General features: G+C 66.4%; 10 protein-coding genes. 9 read left to right on the top strand and 1 reads right to left on the bottom strand.

The genetic code is table 11. The features are described from left to right. The first annotated feature begins 7 nt into the window (after nucleotides 1-7). The 9 genes from NY78_RS15805 (at nucleotide 8) to NY78_RS15765 (ending at nucleotide 10,714) form a co-directional block, all read left to right on the top strand. Nucleotides 8-619 (top strand): hypothetical protein, encoded by a 612-nt coding sequence (locus tag NY78_RS15805; RefSeq protein WP_043637947.1) that lies wholly within the window; start codon nucleotides 8-10, stop codon nucleotides 617-619. After that, the gene (locus NY78_RS23200; RefSeq protein WP_053062244.1) at nucleotides 612-2,834 is read left to right on the top strand and encodes an FkbM family methyltransferase; all 2,223 of its coding nucleotides are present in this window, start codon (nucleotides 612-614) and stop codon (nucleotides 2,832-2,834) included. Before NY78_RS15805 ends, NY78_RS23200 begins: the two co-directional genes overlap by 8 nt. Continuing rightward, a complete protein-coding gene (locus tag NY78_RS15795) occupies nucleotides 2,831-5,221 on the top strand; it encodes a glycosyltransferase (protein ID WP_043637945.1) in 2,391 nt (796 codons plus the stop codon). Before NY78_RS23200 ends, NY78_RS15795 begins: the two co-directional genes overlap by 4 nt. Before the next feature lie 66 nt (nucleotides 5,222-5,287). Continuing rightward, nucleotides 5,288-5,479 carry a hypothetical protein gene (locus NY78_RS15790; RefSeq protein ID WP_043637943.1) on the top strand — a complete coding sequence of 64 codons (192 nt, stop codon included), beginning with the start codon at nucleotides 5,288-5,290 and terminating at the stop codon, nucleotides 5,477-5,479. 21 nt (nucleotides 5,480-5,500) lie between these two features. Further along, nucleotides 5,501-6,322 carry a prolipoprotein diacylglyceryl transferase gene (locus NY78_RS15785; RefSeq protein ID WP_043637941.1) on the top strand — a complete coding sequence of 274 codons (822 nt, stop codon included), beginning with the start codon at nucleotides 5,501-5,503 and terminating at the stop codon, nucleotides 6,320-6,322. Nucleotides 6,323-6,418: 96 nt separating this feature from the next. After that, the gene (locus tag NY78_RS15780; protein WP_043637939.1) at nucleotides 6,419-7,405 is read left to right on the top strand and encodes an ABC transporter substrate-binding protein; all 987 of its coding nucleotides are present in this window, start codon (nucleotides 6,419-6,421) and stop codon (nucleotides 7,403-7,405) included. After that, complete coding sequence (locus NY78_RS15775) at nucleotides 7,389-9,338, top strand: SpoIIE family protein phosphatase (protein WP_156180964.1); 1,950 nt, start codon at nucleotides 7,389-7,391, stop codon at nucleotides 9,336-9,338. Before NY78_RS15780 ends, NY78_RS15775 begins: the two co-directional genes overlap by 17 nt. A 121-nt stretch (nucleotides 9,339-9,459) precedes the next feature. After that, nucleotides 9,460-9,861 carry a MucR family transcriptional regulator gene (locus NY78_RS15770; protein ID WP_043637935.1) on the top strand — a complete coding sequence of 134 codons (402 nt, stop codon included), beginning with the start codon at nucleotides 9,460-9,462 and terminating at the stop codon, nucleotides 9,859-9,861. Between the two features lie 178 nt (nucleotides 9,862-10,039). After that, entirely contained in the window at nucleotides 10,040-10,714 is a 675-nt protein-coding gene (locus NY78_RS15765; protein ID WP_043637933.1) for a hypothetical protein, read from the top strand. 425 nt (nucleotides 10,715-11,139) lie between these two features. Here the strand turns inward: NY78_RS15765 and NY78_RS15760 are convergent, their stop codons facing one another. Next, nucleotides 11,140-14,280 (bottom strand): efflux RND transporter permease subunit, encoded by a 3,141-nt coding sequence (locus NY78_RS15760; protein WP_043637932.1) that lies wholly within the window; start codon nucleotides 14,278-14,280, stop codon nucleotides 11,140-11,142.

Below are 14,280 nucleotides of genomic sequence, written 5' to 3'. Positions count from 1 at the left end.
GACCGCCATGGGCATTGTCCACCCCGGAGCGCCGAAGCCGCTGCTTGAGGCCGTCAAAAAGACCGGAAAATTCCGGATATTCGTGGAGACCGGCACGGCCGCCGGGGATACCGCCCTGATGGCCGGGGACCTCTTTGACACGGTCATCACCATGGAGGCCGATCCTGCCCTGGCCGAGGCCGCCCATGAGCGCCTGTCCGGGCGCAAGGGCATTTTGCCGCTGGCCGGCGACAGCCGTGAACTGCTGCCGCAGTTGCTCCCCCGGCTGGCCGGGCCGGCGGTTTTTTGGCTCGACGCCCACTACTGCGGCGAGGCCAGCTTCGGGCGCGGCGACGAATGTCCGCTGCTGGCCGAAATCGCCGCCATCGTCACCTCGGACACGCCGCACGTCGTCTTGATCGACGACGCCCGGCTGTTGACCTCGCCGCCGCCGCCGCCCCACGACGCCAGCCACTGGCCGAGTCTGGACACGGTGCTGGCCGCCCTTGGCGCGGGAACCGACCGGGACGTGGTTCTCCACGAGGACGTGCTGATCGCCATTCCCCGGGCCTCGGCCTCGCTGTGGGAAACCCTCTTTCCCCACGGCCGCCCGGAAACCCTCGCCCCGTCCCATGGCTGACCCTTGTCTGCCTGATTGGGCCAAGCGCGTGCGGGCCGGGACCGCGCGCCTGGAAAAGAGTCCTGAGATGCTGGCGGCCCGGCGTTTTTTGCGGCCCGGAGCCGTGGTGTTCGACGTGGGCGCGCATATCGGCTGCTGGTCCGTGGCGGCCCTGGCCGGCCAACCGGACGCCGCCGCCCTCAATCTGCATCTCTTTGAACCGGCCCCGCAAGCCTATGGCGTCCTGGCCAAGACGGCCGCCGCCCATTTCCCCGCCGCCCGCCTGAACCCTCTGGCCCTTGGCGGCTACAGCGCCCGCCGGCGCTTTCATGTCTACCAGGACAGCCCCTCCTGGAGCGGCTTTTTCCGGCGTCGCGGCGAGGAGGCCCGGGGCAGCGTCGGCGCGCCAGAGCCCATCGAGGTGGCCTGCGCCACCCTGGACGCCTACTGCGCCGAGCACGGGATTCACCACATCGACTATCTCAAAATCGACGTGGAAGGAGCCGAGGCCGAGGTGCTGGCCGGGGCCGCCGGGTTGCTCGCGGCCGGGGCCGTGGACGCCCTGCAGTTTGAATACGGCGGCACCTTTGCCGATGCCGGCATGACCCTGGCCGGGGTTTTTGCCTTCCTGCGTTTTCGCGACTACGTGCTCATGGCCTGGCGCGACGGCCGGTTCGTGGCCATCGAATCCTGGGACGAACGCCTTGAAACCTACGGCCACGACAACTTTCTGGTCCTCCATCGCCGCCATCTCGGCTGGTTTCGCGGCGATGCCCCGGCCATGCTCGCTCTGCCGGCACTCCTGCCCCAAAACGGGGTGACGCCCCGGGGCGTCATCCACATCGGCGCGCATGAGGGTCGGGAACTGGCCCTGTACCGGAAGATGGGCGCGTCACCGGTCCTTTTTATCGAGGCCAACCCCGAGGTGGCCAACCGGCTGCGCCAGGCAGTGGCCGGCCAACCCGACGTCATCGTGGCCGAATATGCCGTCACCGACGGCAGCAGCGACGCGGTCACGCTCCATGTCGCCAGCATGGACCAGAGCAGCTCGGTCCTGCCCTTTGGCGAACACCTGACGCTCTATCCCGGCATTGTGGAGACCGGGACCATCACCGTGCCGGCCCTGTCCCTGGACGCCCTGCTCCACCGCCTGGGCCTCGACCCGGCGACGTTTAATCTGCTCAATATCGACATCCAGGGCGCGGAGCTGCCGGCTCTCTGCGGCGCGCTCGGGGTCCTGCCCCACATCGAAGCCATCAATACCGAGATCAATTTCCGGGAGCTTTACCGTGGCGGGACGTTTTTCCACGAATTGGCCGCCTTTCTGCACGACCAGGGTTTTGTCTGCGAGGCGTCGGTGTGCCCCTACGATCCGAGCTGGGGCGACGCCCTGTTCGTGCGCCGCCGCGAACTGCACCTGACCAGCCTTGGCCACAACGGCCGTTTTGCCAACCAGCTCTTCCAGTACGCCTTTGTAAAGCTCCAGGCCGCCCGCCACGGCCTGACCGCCTTTCTCCCGGCCTGGGTCGGCAATGTCCTTTTTGCAGCCAGCGATCCGCTGCCGCGCCGGGCTTTGCCCCTGCTGCGCCAGACCTCGCCGGTTGCGGCCGAAGACGCCGTGGCCGGGTCCGGCAAACCGCTGCAAAACGTCGATCTGTGGGGCTATTTCCAGTACCATTCCAGTTTCTACGCCCCGGACCGGGACGCCTTCCGGGCGCTTTTGGCTCCGGTTGCCGCCGTGGCCGCCCCCCTGGACGCGGCCCTGGCCCGGATCATGGCCGGAAAAAAGACCCTCGTTGCCCTGCATCTGCGGCGCGGCGACTACGGCTGCGGCCATTTTTTCGTGGCCCCGGGCCGGTGGTACCGCGACTGGCTGGCGACCATCTGGGACACGCTTGCGGCCCCGCTCCTCTACATCGCCAGCGACGATCCCGAGGCCGTGCTGCCCGAATTCGCCGACTACGCCCCGGCCTCCCGGGCCGATCTCGGCGATCTGCCGGGCCTGCCTCCAAGCGCCGATGAGGCCTATCCCGACTTCTACGTCCTGACGAAGGCCCAGGCCCTGGCCATCTCCAACAGCTCCTTTTCCTTTGCCGCCGCCATGCTCAACACTGTTGCCACGGTCTTTGTGCGCCCGCGCCTGAGCCAAAAAAAACTCATCCCCTTTGCCCCGTTTGACGCCCCGGTCATCTTTCGGGACGAAACCGCGGAGGCGTTCCCGGAGACGGGCGCATGAGACGGCCCCGCGTGACCTTTGGCGTCATTGTCCTCAACGGCGAGCCGTTTACCCGCTACTGCCTGCGAAGCCTCTATCCCTACGCCCACCAGATCATCGTGGCCGAAGGGGCTGTCGTCCGGGCCATGGGCCAGGCCCGGCCCGACGGCCATTCCCGGGACGGCTCCCTGGAGGCGCTTTATGCCTTCAAGGCCAAGGAGGACCCGGACAACAAGCTGACCATCGTGACCAGGGACGGCCCCTGGGAGGAAAAAGACGCCATGTTTGCAGCCGTGGCCGCGCGGACCACGGGCGACTACCTCTGGCAGGTGGACGTGGACGAGTTCTACCGCGACCGCGACATGGAGCTGGTGTTGGAACTGTTGGCCGACGATCCCGGCTGGACCGCGGCGGCGTTTCGCCAACGCAGTTTTTTTGCCGCGCCCCAGTTTGAAAACGGCAGCGCCTATCTGCTGGCCGGCGGCGACATCTTTCGCCGGGTGTTTCGCTTCGCCCCGGGCAGCCGCTACGCCAGCCACCGGCCGCCCACCGTCATCGACGCCCGGGGGCTCGACCAGTTCGCCGTCAATCCCCTGCCGGCCGAAACCCTTGAACGGCTGGACGTGCGCCTGTTCCATTATTCGCTGCTCTTTCCCGGGCAGGTACGCGACAAAACAGCCTACTACGCCACCTGGGACGTCCCCCACTGCAAGCGGCTCCCGGACTGGGTCGAGACCCACTACCTGGGCCTTGGCGATCCATTTAACCTCTTTACCGTGTGCGACCAGCCCGGCTGGATCGAACCGTACCACGGCGACCATCCGGCCCAGGCCCAGGCCCTGTGGGACGACGTCCTGGCCGGCCGCCTGGACGTCGCCCCCTACCCGGTCGACGGCCGGGCAACACTGGCCCGACTGGCCGCTCATCCCGACTACCGCCGCCGCATCCGCACCCTGACCGGCGAGCTGGCCCGCCGTGCCCCGGCCGAGCGCAACATGGGCCTGACCGACCCCTTTTTCGTCAAGCGCGTCCTGGGCCGGGTGGACGGGCTGCGGGTGACCCTGGTCAATCAGCTCGACACCTACGGCGGCGCGGCCCAGGTGGCTTTTTCCCTGGCCAAGGGGCTCAACGCCGGTTCCGATGACGCCACCTATCTGGTCTGGAAGAAAAAACGCCGCGACTACTGGATCGAGACCGTCCCGGCCTACGCCGACCACTCCCCCCCCAAGGGGAGGGACGAGGCGGCCAAGGCCGCCGGCCTGCCCGACTACGACCTGACCGGGGCCTTTGTCTGGCCCGAGCAACAGGCCATCGGCCGTTGCGACGTCGTCAACTGCCACAACCTGCACACCGGCTACGTCCATCCCTTTGCCGCCGCGCTCTGGAGCCTTGAAAAACCGCTGGTCTGGACGCTCCACGACATGCAGGCGCTCACCGGCAACTGCGCCCACGCCTTTGCCTGCGACAAATGGCGGACCGGCTGCGGCCACTGCCCGGATCTGGCCATCTACCCCGGCCTGTCGGTGGATACGACCGCCCGGCTGTGGCGCGACAAGCAGGCCGCCGGGCAGGTCCTCGACGCCCATATCGTTGTGCCGTCCCAATGGCTGGCCCGTCTGGCGGAAAAAAGCTTCCTGGGCCACCTGCCCATCCACGTCATCCGAAACGGCATCGACACCGCCATCTTCGCCCCCCGGGACCGGGCCGCCGCCCGCCAGAGCCTGGGCCTGCCGCCGGAAGCGACCATCCTGTCCTTTTGCGCCAGCGGCGGTCTGGCCAATGCCTGGAAGGGCGGCGGGCATCTCATCGCCGCCTTGTCGCGCCTCGTTTCGCTCCACCCGGGCCTGACCCTGCTCAATATCGGCGGCGCAACGGAGGACTCGGGCCTGCCCATCGTCAACCTGCCCCACACCGACGACCCCGGGCTCCTGGCCACGGCCTACGGGGCCTCGGATATTTTCGCCTATCCCAGTCTGGCCGACACCTTCGGGCTGGCCGTGCTGGAGGCCTTGTGCTGCGGCGTGCCCGTAGTCTGTTTCGACACCGGGGCCTTGCCGGAACTGGTTTTGGACGGCGAAAACGGGCTGGTGGTTCCCTGCGGCGACGACGAGGCCTTTACTGCCGCCCTGTCCCGGCTGGCCACTGACGCGGCCCTTCGCCGCCGCCTGGGCGCGGCTGGTGCGACGCTTCGGGAGAGGTATGACACGACGGCCATGGTCGCGGCCTACCGCAGCCTGTTTCAGGCGGTGGCCAACGAACGGGCCAGCCGCACCCCGGCTGAACGCGCCGTCGTGGCCGCCCGCCAACGGGCAGCGCTTCCCCTGCTTCTCCAGGCCGTTGCGGATGTCGACAACGCCGTGGCCGCCGCCGCCCTGACCGACGCCCTGGCCCGGTTGTCCGGCTCCTGAAGGGATTGCGCCACGCCCGGCCATGACGTAAAAGGGGCGGCCAAGCACTTTGCGCAGGAGTATCGCATGAAACGCACCCTCATCGTCGCCGTCGCCGTCTGCCTGATTCTTGTCGGATCGCTCTTTGCCTTTGCCCGCACTGCGCCGGGCGAGTCCTACGCCGCCTTTGCCGACGCCGCCTCCGGGGCCTCCTGCTGCGAATTCGCCTCCTGCGGCTGCCTTGGCACCAAGTGTTCGTGCTTCGAGTGCGGCAAGTAGCCGGGGTCTTTCCCGCACCCCATGGGCGCTTTCCTCGCCTTCGTCCTGTCCCGGGCCACGGGCCTTTCCGCCTTTGCCATTCTCCAAGCCGGCTATCTGGTTCTGTCCCTGGTCGGGATGGGGCTGGTCTATGCCTTTGCCATGCGCGAGCTGGCCGACAACCCGGCCCGGCCGCGCTATCGGCTGCTCTTCCTCGCGGCCCTGCCCGTCGGCCTGTTCGGGGCCAGGATCATCCCCATCGTCCAGGACGCCGTGCTGGCCGGCCGGCTGACCTGGGGCCTTGTCGCCTCGGGCGGACTGGTCTTTTACGGCGGCGCCCTGGCCATGCTGGCCGCCATCGCCCTTGGCTGCCGGCTCTCCCGCCTCTCGCCCTGGCCGCTGTTGGACGCCGTGTGCCTCTATGCGCCGCTTGGCCATGCCTTTGGCCGGCTGGGCTGTTTTTTCGGCGGCTGTTGTTTTGGCGCGCCGACCCAGTGCGTCCTGGGCATTCCCTTTCCGGCCGGTTCCCCGGCCTTTTTGCAGCAGCGCAGCCAGGGGCTCTTGCCAGCCGGAGCCGTGGCCTCCCTGCCGGTCCATCCCTCCCAACTCTATGAAACCCTGGGCAACCTGCTCCTTTTTGCCGCTTTGTTGCTCTATTCCAGACGCGCCGCCCCGCTGTCGCCCGGACGCCTGACCGCCGCCTATCTCATGGGCTATGCCGTATTGCGGTTTCTCCTGGAATACTGGCGCGGCGACGTGATCCGCGGCCTCTACTACGGCCTCTCCGCCTCCCAGTACGTCGCCCTGGCTGTGTTCTCGACCACGGCCCTTGCGCTCTTTTGGCCGCGAAAGCGCCCGGATTGACGCGCAACAACGGCAAGGCCGGACGCCGCCGGTTCACCTGCGCCGCTCTTCTGCGGCCTCTAGGCAAAACCGCATGAAAGGACTATGCGAGAGTCCATGCTGCGCGGAAAATGGCGATATTATCACGTCTGGACCATCCTGGCCGGGCTGTTTGCCTTGGCCCTGGCGAGTGCTGCCTGCGCTGCCGAGCCACTGAAAAAGGCCGCACTCATTCCCCAGTGGGAACCGCAGGCCCAATTCGCCGGCTATTACGTGGCCCTGGCCAAAGGCTTTTACACCCGCGAAGGGGTGGATCTGACCATCCTGCGCGGCGGCCCGGGGCAACCGCCCTCCCGACTCCTGCGCCAGGGCACGGCCCAGTTCGGCACCTTTTTCCTGACCACGGCCATCGAGGAACGCGCCGCCGGCCTGCCGCTGGTCAATCTGGCCCAGTTCGTCCCCCATTCCACCCTGCTGCTCATCGCCAGGAAGGCCGACGGCATCCAGGCCCCGGCCGACCTCGACGGCCGCCGGGTGAGCCTTTGGGGACCGGAATTTCGCATGGCCACCCAGGCCTTTTTCCGGCGAAACGGCCTCCGCGTGACCACCGTGCCCCAGGGCTTTACCGTGGATCTCTTTCTGCGCGGCGGCGTGGCCGCCTGCTCGGCCATGCGCTACAACGAATACCACGCCATTATAAACGCCGGGCTTGATCCCGAGGAACTCACCGTGTTCTCCATGGCCGACCATGGCCTCGACCTGCCCGAGGACGGCCTGTACACCCTGGAGGAAACCGCCCGAAACGACCCGGAACTGGTCCGGGGCGTCACCCGGGCCTCCCTTGCGGGCTGGCGCTATGCCTTTGCCCATCCCGACGAGGCCCTGGACATCGTCATGAGCCATGTTTCGGCCGCCCATCTGCCCACCAACCGGATGCACCAGCAATGGATGCTGGCCCAGATCAAACAGGCCATGACCTCCGAGGCCGATCCGCTGGGAACGCTTGCCAGGGAACGCTACGAGACCACGGCCCAGGCCCTGCGCCGTGTCGGGCTGATCACCGCTGTCCCGGAATATGAGGCTTTCCATGTCCCCCTCCCCTGACGTGCGCCTCTCGCGCGGTCTGGCCTTCCGGCTGGCCTTTTGCATCCTGACCAGCGCCACGCTCATTTTCACGGCGGCCTTTGCCTATTACTACCAGTCCTCCAAGGCCATGATCCTGGCCGGGGTGCGCGAGAACGCCAAGAATCTGCTGCGCGGGGCGGTGTATCGCATCGAAGCCCCCCTGTCCGGCATCGAACGCATCCCGCGGTTTCTGGCCCGGGGTCTGGCCCGGGAGCTGCCCCCGGCCGAGGACCTTGAGCGGTCGCTCCAGGATTTCCTGCAAACCAACCCCGACGTCTTCGGCACGGCCGCCGCCTTTGAGCCGGGCGTTTTTGCCGGCCAGTCCCGGTTCGCTCCATACTACTGTCGCCGGGGCGACGCCGTGGTCCGGGTGCCGCTTGGCTACGAGGACTATTACCAACTCGAGAACTGGTACCTCATCCCCAAGGAACTGGGCCGCCCGGTCTGGAGCGAACCGTATTTCGACGAAGCCGGCGGCGACATCGTCATGACCACGTTTAGCGTCCCCATCATGCGGGCCGAAGACGACACCACCGCCGTTCTCGGCGTGGTCACGGCCGATGTCTCCCTGGACTGGCTGCGCCGGCAGGTGGCCAAAATCTCCCTGTACCATTCCGGCTACGCCTTCCTCATCAGCCGGGGCGGCACCTATGTCTCCCACCCCGACAACCGCCTGCTTATGCGCGAGAGCATCTTCAGTCTGGCCGAGGCGAGCAGCAGTCCGCTGTTGCGCGCCATCGGCCGCCGCATGATCCAGGGCGAAGAAGGCTTTGCCCGCCTGCCCGACTTCATCCTCGGCAAGCCCGCCTGGCTGGCTTTCGCCCCCATGCCGGTCACGGGCTGGTCCATGGGCGTTATCGTGCCCGAGGACGAACTGTTTGCCGATCTGCGCAAGCTCGGCCGCGAAGTGGCCATTCTCGGCGGAGCCGGCTTTACCGTCCTGCTCCTGGTCATCGCCTTTATCGCCGCCACCATCACCCGCCCCCTGTCGCGGCTGGCCGCCACCGCCGCCCAGATCGCCCGGGGCAACCTCGACACCCCGGTGCCGGTCGCCTCCGGTTCCGACGAAGTGGGCGCGTTGTCGCGCTCCTTTGAGCAGATGCGCCTGGCCCTGCGCGACTACATCGCCGACCTGACCGCCACCACCAAGGCCAAGGAACGGCTGGAGTCGGAACTGAAAATCGCCCGCACCATCCAGATGAGCTTTCTGCCCAAGAAATTCCCTCCGTTTCCCGAGATCAACGCCTTTTCCCTGCACGCCGACCTCGTGCCGGCCTGGGAAGTGGGCGGCGACCTGTACGACTTCTTTCTCATCGGGCCGGGCCGGCTGCTCGTGCTGGTCGGCGACGTCTCGGGCAAGGGCGTGCCGGCGGCCCTGTTTATGGCCGTGACCAAAACCCTGGTCAAAGGCATTGCCGAGCAGGAGTCCGACCCGGCCGAGATCCTCACCAAGGTCAACCGGGAACTGTGCGTGGACAACGAGTCCATGCTCTTTGTCACCATGTTCCTGGGCATCCTCGATTTCACCACCGGCCAGCTCACTTTTTCCAATGCCGGGCACAACCCCCCGGCCCGCATTGCCCCGGACGGCACGGTCTCCTGGCTGGCCCTGCCGCGCGGCCTGTTCCTCGGCGTCATGGAAGACAGCGTCTACCGCACGGCCACGGTGACCCTGGCCCCCGGCGAAAAGCTCGTGGCCTTCACCGACGGCGTCACCGAGGCCATGAACCCCGGCCTGGAACTGTTCGGCGCCGACCGGCTCCACGACGCCCTGGCCCAGGCCGCCGCCCTTTCCCCCCAGGCCCTGGACGAAGCCGTCATGCAGGCCGTGAATGCTTTCGCCGGGGAAGCCGAGCAGGCGGACGACATCACCGTTTTAACCTTGCTGTATCATCATGCCGATGAGGCATGAGTCCGGGCAGGCCGGGCACTTTGTTCATTCAGTAACAAGTTCAATTCCTGTATTGTAAATTTAGTTGCAATTCAGCTTTGATCATTTTATGGGGTTTCAAAGTCATCAGCAGGAGATGCAAATGGAAGACTACTTGAAAGCCGCCTTGGAGATCGTCAAGGCCCAGGCTTCGGTCAGGACCATGACCGACGATGAGATCACCTCGATGCTGCGTAATGTGGCAGCGGGCATCCAGGCCGTAGCGGAAGCGGAGGCCGCTCCGGCCGAACCCGCAGCCCCGGTCCTTGACCCGGCCAAAGCCATCAAGGAAAGCAGTGTGGTGTGCCTGGAGTGCGGCAAGGCCTTTAAGGTGCTGACCAAAAAACACCTTGCCGTCCACAACCTGACGCCGGAAGAATACCGGGCCAAGTACGGCTACAAGAAGGGCGCGCCGTTGGCCGCCAAGTCCCTGCAACGGGAACGTCGCAAAAAGATGAAGGACATGCGTTTGTGGGAGAGACGGCGCAAGGTCGTCGCCGAGTAACACCGGCCGATCTGTTCGACATCCAGGCGCGGCCCGGCGCCCGGCAAAAGCCGGGCCGGGCCGCGTTCGCAGGCGACCCACCCCGGCCGCCCGCCTCCGGCAACCTGCCGTCTCCGGCCTTTCCCTTGTCCCTGTCCCCGGTGTCACGCCATCTGAAGCCGCTGTTGCGAGGTCCCCTGTGCCCTGTGTGGAAGACGCCATTGCTTCTGTCCGGCAAAGCCTGACCTGGGCCGTCGAGGAAATGCCTTCCGACGCCGACCTCGCCGAAGGCTGGTCCAACCCCGATACCCGCACCCACGTCTTTGTCTCGCCGCGCCAGCCAGCCCACCGCCTCGACGTCCTGTCCGAACTGGCCCACGCCGCCCTGTGCGAGAAAATGCCCCGGCTTTTTTCCTCAACCAAGGTCTGGGGCGTGTCCCTGCATGGCCACGCCGTGGCCCGCAAACACATCCTGCGCGCCGCCGGCAACTGGTTTGTCGGGGCTGCTGTGCGCGCCCTGTGTCCCGAGGCCTTCGACGCCGCCCTCGCCGAGGCCATTCAGGCCGCCGCCCTCCGCATCAACACCCCGCGCCCCTTTGCCCTGGACCGCTACACCCTGGGCCAGGAGGAGCTGGAACGCCTGGCCGACGCCCGCACCCTGGCCGGCTCACGCCACTACCTCGGCCAAGAACCGGCCGCCACCCCCGATCCCATCACCGACGCCCTGGCCCGGGCCTTCACCGCCATCCCGCCCGAAACACCAACCATGCCGGGCTTCCTGGCCGTGGCCAACGGCCTGTGCAGCGCCCTCGGCCGCCGCCCCTTCACCCCGCAGCCGCGCAAAGGCTACTGGATGGTCAGCGACGCAGGGTAATGGGAGCAAGAGGGGAGAAAAGGCGAAGACAAAGGTGAAGAGGCCTCCGGCGGCCAAAGGGCTGAGCCCTTTGGAATCCCACCTGGGGTTCCTTTGATTTGACTGGCCCATAAGCGAAAAGCGAACGTGGAGCAGGGAAAAGACGGAAGAGTGCCTCCGGCGGCCGGGGGGATGATCCCCCCGGACCCCTGCACTTGGAGAAGTTTTTAAGCTGTCTTGCGGCGCAAGGCACACCCCAGGAAGGCCAAAAGGCTCTCGTTCCCTTTGGCCGCCGGAACACCTGTTGTCTCCATCACCCTTGCCCGACAGCATGGCTCGACCGACGTGCATATTGCACGCTCCCGTCCAGCGTCGCTGCCACGCCGTCCCCCTATACCCAGTTGGGGGGTCCGGGGGCCTCAGGCCCCCGGCCGCCGGAGGCCCTCTTACGCCTCTTCTGTCCCCTCTTTTCGCACGTCCCGGCCGCCGCGCTCGACCAGCCGCTGGATGCCGCAGTAGAGCGCCGGCACGAAGTACACACCCAGGACCGTGGCCGCGATCATGCCGCCAAAGACGGCCGTGCCCAGGGCATGGCGGCTGGCTGCGCCGGCCCCGGTGGCGGTGAGCATCGGCACGACGCCCAGGATAAAGGCGAACGAGGTCATGAGGATGGGCCGGAAACGCAGGATGGAGGCGGTCACGGCCGCCTCGGCCGGACTGTCCCCGGCCTCGCGCCGGGCCTTGGCGAATTCCACGATCAGGATGGCGTTTTTGGCGGCCAGACCGATCAGCATGACCAGACCGATCTGGGCGTAGACGTTGTTTTCCAGGCCCCGCAGCATCTGTCCGGCCATGGCCCCGAAAACGGCCAGGGGCACGGCCAGGATGACGGCAAAGGGCACGGCCCAGGACTCGTACTGGGCGGCCAGGACCAGGAACACCATGAGCAGGGCCAGCCCGAAGATGAAGACCGACTGGCCGCCGGAGCTGGCCTCCTGGAAGGCGATGCCGGTCCAGGAGTAGCCGTAGCCCTGGGGCAAGGTGGTCTTGGCCAGATTGGCCATGGTGGCAATCGACTGGCCCGAGGAAAAGCCTTCGGGCGTGCCGCCGGCGATCTCCACCGTGCGGAACAGGTTGAAGCGGCGGATGTATTCCGGCCCCCGGATGTCCTTGGTCAGCCCCAGGGTGGACAGCGGCACCATCTCGCCCGTGCCGGAGCGCACGTAGAAGCGTTCGATGTCGGCCGGGCTGCCGCGAAAACGCGGCTCGGCCTGGAGCATGACCCGGTAAGTGCGGCCGAATTTATTGAAATCGTTGACGTAGAGTCCGCCAAGATAGGTCTGCAGAGCCTCGAAGACCGTGCTTGGCGGAATGGACATGGTCTGCACCTTGTCCCGGTCGAGGTTGTAAAAGAGCTGGGGCACGTCCACGCTGAAGTCGGTAAAAAGCCCGGTAATGGACGGCTGACGCCTCGCCTCGGCCATGAAATCGTAGGCCGTGCGGGCCAGGGCGTCCACCGGGCCGCCGGTGCGGTCCTGGAGTTCGAACTGGAAGCCGCCGGTGGTCCCCAGGCCCGGAATGGGCGAGGGGTTAAAGGCCATGACGATGGCTTCCTGGACATCGGCAAACGACGCCTTGGCCCGGCCCATGACGGCGTCCAGGGACAACTCCTGGGTTTTGCGCTCGTTCCAGGGCTTTAAGATCACGAACATGGCGCTGCTGTACGAGCTGTAGGCGCTGGTCAGCAGGTTGTAGCCGCCAAGGGCCAGCACGTCGGCCACGGCCGGATCGGCGGCCATGCGCTCCTCGATGCGTCTCACCACGGCGTCGTTGCGCTCAAGCGACGCACCCTCGGGCAGCATCATGTTGACGATGAAATAGCCCTGGTCCTCGTCGGGCACAAAGCCCGTGGGCAGGGTGGTCAGCAGATGCCAGGCCCCGCCGCCGACCGCCGCCAGACACACGACGGTGACGAGCATCCGCTTGATGGCCACGCGCACCCCCGAGGCATACCCCTTGGTGGTGACGTCAAAAAGCCAGTTGAATCCCCGGAAAAAGGCCCCGAGCGGTCCGCGCGGCATGGAGGCCGGCCGAAGGATCAGCGCGCACAGGGCCGGCGAGAGGGTCAGCGCGCAGATGGCGGACAGGGCCACGGACACGGCCAACGTCAGCGCGAACTGCTGATAGAGCCGCCCGGTGACCCCGCCCATGAACGCCACCGGCACAAAGACGGAAATGAGCACCAAGGATATGGCAATGACCGGCCCGGCCACCTCGGCCATGGCCGCCCGGGTGGCCTCGCGGGGGTTCATTTTCTCATGGTCGATCTTGTGCTGCACCGCCTCGACCACCACAATGGCGTCGTCGACCACGATGCCGATGGCCAGGACCAGCCCGAAAAGCGTCAGCGTATTGATGGAGAAGCCAAAGGCCTGCATGAAGGCAAAGGCCCCGACCAGGGACACCGGCACGGTGAGCATGGGAATAAGCGTGGCCCGACCGTTTTGCAGGAAAATATAGACCACGATCAGGACCAGGGCCACGGCCTCAAAGAGCGTCTTTAAGACTTCGTGAATGGAGGCGGTGACGAACTTGGTGGTGTCGTAGGGAATGGTGTAGCTGACGCCGGACGGGAAATAACCGGCCTGTTCGGCCATGATCGCCCGGATCTTGGCCACCACGTCCAGGGCGTTGGCTCCGGGCAGCTGGTAGACCTGGATGGTGCAGGTGGGGCTTTGGTTGAGCCGGGTAAAGGCGTTGTAGCTCTGGCTGCCCAGTTCCACCCGGCCCACGTCGCGGATGCGCACGATCTCGGCGGCCTTGCCGGTGCGCACGATGATGTCGGCGAATTCCTCGGGATCGGTCAGCCGGCCCTTGACCTGCACGGTCAACTGGAACTCCTGGCCCGGGGGAGCCGGCGGCATGCCGATCTGGCCTGCCGGGGCCTGGACGTTCTGGTCCTTGATGGCCTGGGACACGTCGGAAGAGGTCAGGCCCAGCCGGGCCAGCTTGTCCGGATCGAGCCAGACGCGCATGCCGTAGTCGCGCTCGCCAAACACAGCCACGTTGCCGACGCCGGGCACGCGGGCCAGGGCGTCGGTGATGTTGATTTTGGCGTAGTTGTTGAGAAAAAGGGTATCCCGGCTGGCATCCGGGGAATTTAAGTTGATGACCAACAGCATGTCCGGGGACTGTTTCTTGACCGAGATGCCGCGCCGCACAACTTCCGAGGGCAGGCGCGAATTGGCCAGGGCCACGCGGTTTTGCACGTCCACGGTGGCCAGATCCAGGTCGCGGGAGATGTCGAAGGTGACGTTTAGGACCATGCGCCCGTCGTTGGAGCTGACGGAATTCATGTAGAGCATGTCCTGGGCCCCGTTGACTTCCTGCTCGATGGGCGTGGCCACGGACTCTTCCACCACCTGGGCGCTGGCCCCGTCGTAGGTGGCGGTCACCTGGACGGTCGGCGGCACGATCTGCGGATACTGGGCAATGGGCAGGGTCAGGATGCAGATGGCCCCGACCAGGGTGATGATGATGGACAGGACCGAGGCGAAAACCGGCCGGTCGATGAAGAAATTGACCAT

The sequence above is a fragment of the Desulfovibrio sp. TomC genome, from assembly GCF_000801335.2.
Taxonomy (GTDB): domain Bacteria; phylum Desulfobacterota; class Desulfovibrionia; order Desulfovibrionales; family Desulfovibrionaceae; genus Solidesulfovibrio.
This window is presented reverse-complemented; position numbering and strand designations above follow the sequence as displayed.

Bases quoted from the DNA above. Each gene is read 5' to 3' on its own strand.
- NY78_RS15805 (WP_043637947.1), top strand. From the start codon at position 8: ATGGGCATTGTCCACCCCGGAGCGCCGAAGCCGCTGCTTGAGGCCGTC.
- NY78_RS23200 (WP_053062244.1), top strand. From the start codon at position 612: ATGGCTGACCCTTGTCTGCCTGATTGGGCCAAGCGCGTGCGGGCCGGG.
- NY78_RS15795 (WP_043637945.1), top strand. From the start codon at position 2,831: ATGAGACGGCCCCGCGTGACCTTTGGCGTCATTGTCCTCAACGGCGAG.
- NY78_RS15790 (WP_043637943.1), top strand. From the start codon at position 5,288: ATGAAACGCACCCTCATCGTCGCCGTCGCCGTCTGCCTGATTCTTGTC.
- NY78_RS15785 (WP_043637941.1), top strand. From the start codon at position 5,501: ATGGGCGCTTTCCTCGCCTTCGTCCTGTCCCGGGCCACGGGCCTTTCC.
- NY78_RS15780 (WP_043637939.1), top strand. From the start codon at position 6,419: ATGCTGCGCGGAAAATGGCGATATTATCACGTCTGGACCATCCTGGCC.
- NY78_RS15775 (WP_156180964.1), top strand. From the start codon at position 7,389: ATGTCCCCCTCCCCTGACGTGCGCCTCTCGCGCGGTCTGGCCTTCCGG.
- NY78_RS15770 (WP_043637935.1), top strand. From the start codon at position 9,460: ATGGAAGACTACTTGAAAGCCGCCTTGGAGATCGTCAAGGCCCAGGCT.
- NY78_RS15760 (WP_043637932.1), bottom strand. From the start codon at position 14,280: ATGGTCAATTTCTTCATCGACCGGCCGGTTTTCGCCTCGGTCCTGTCC.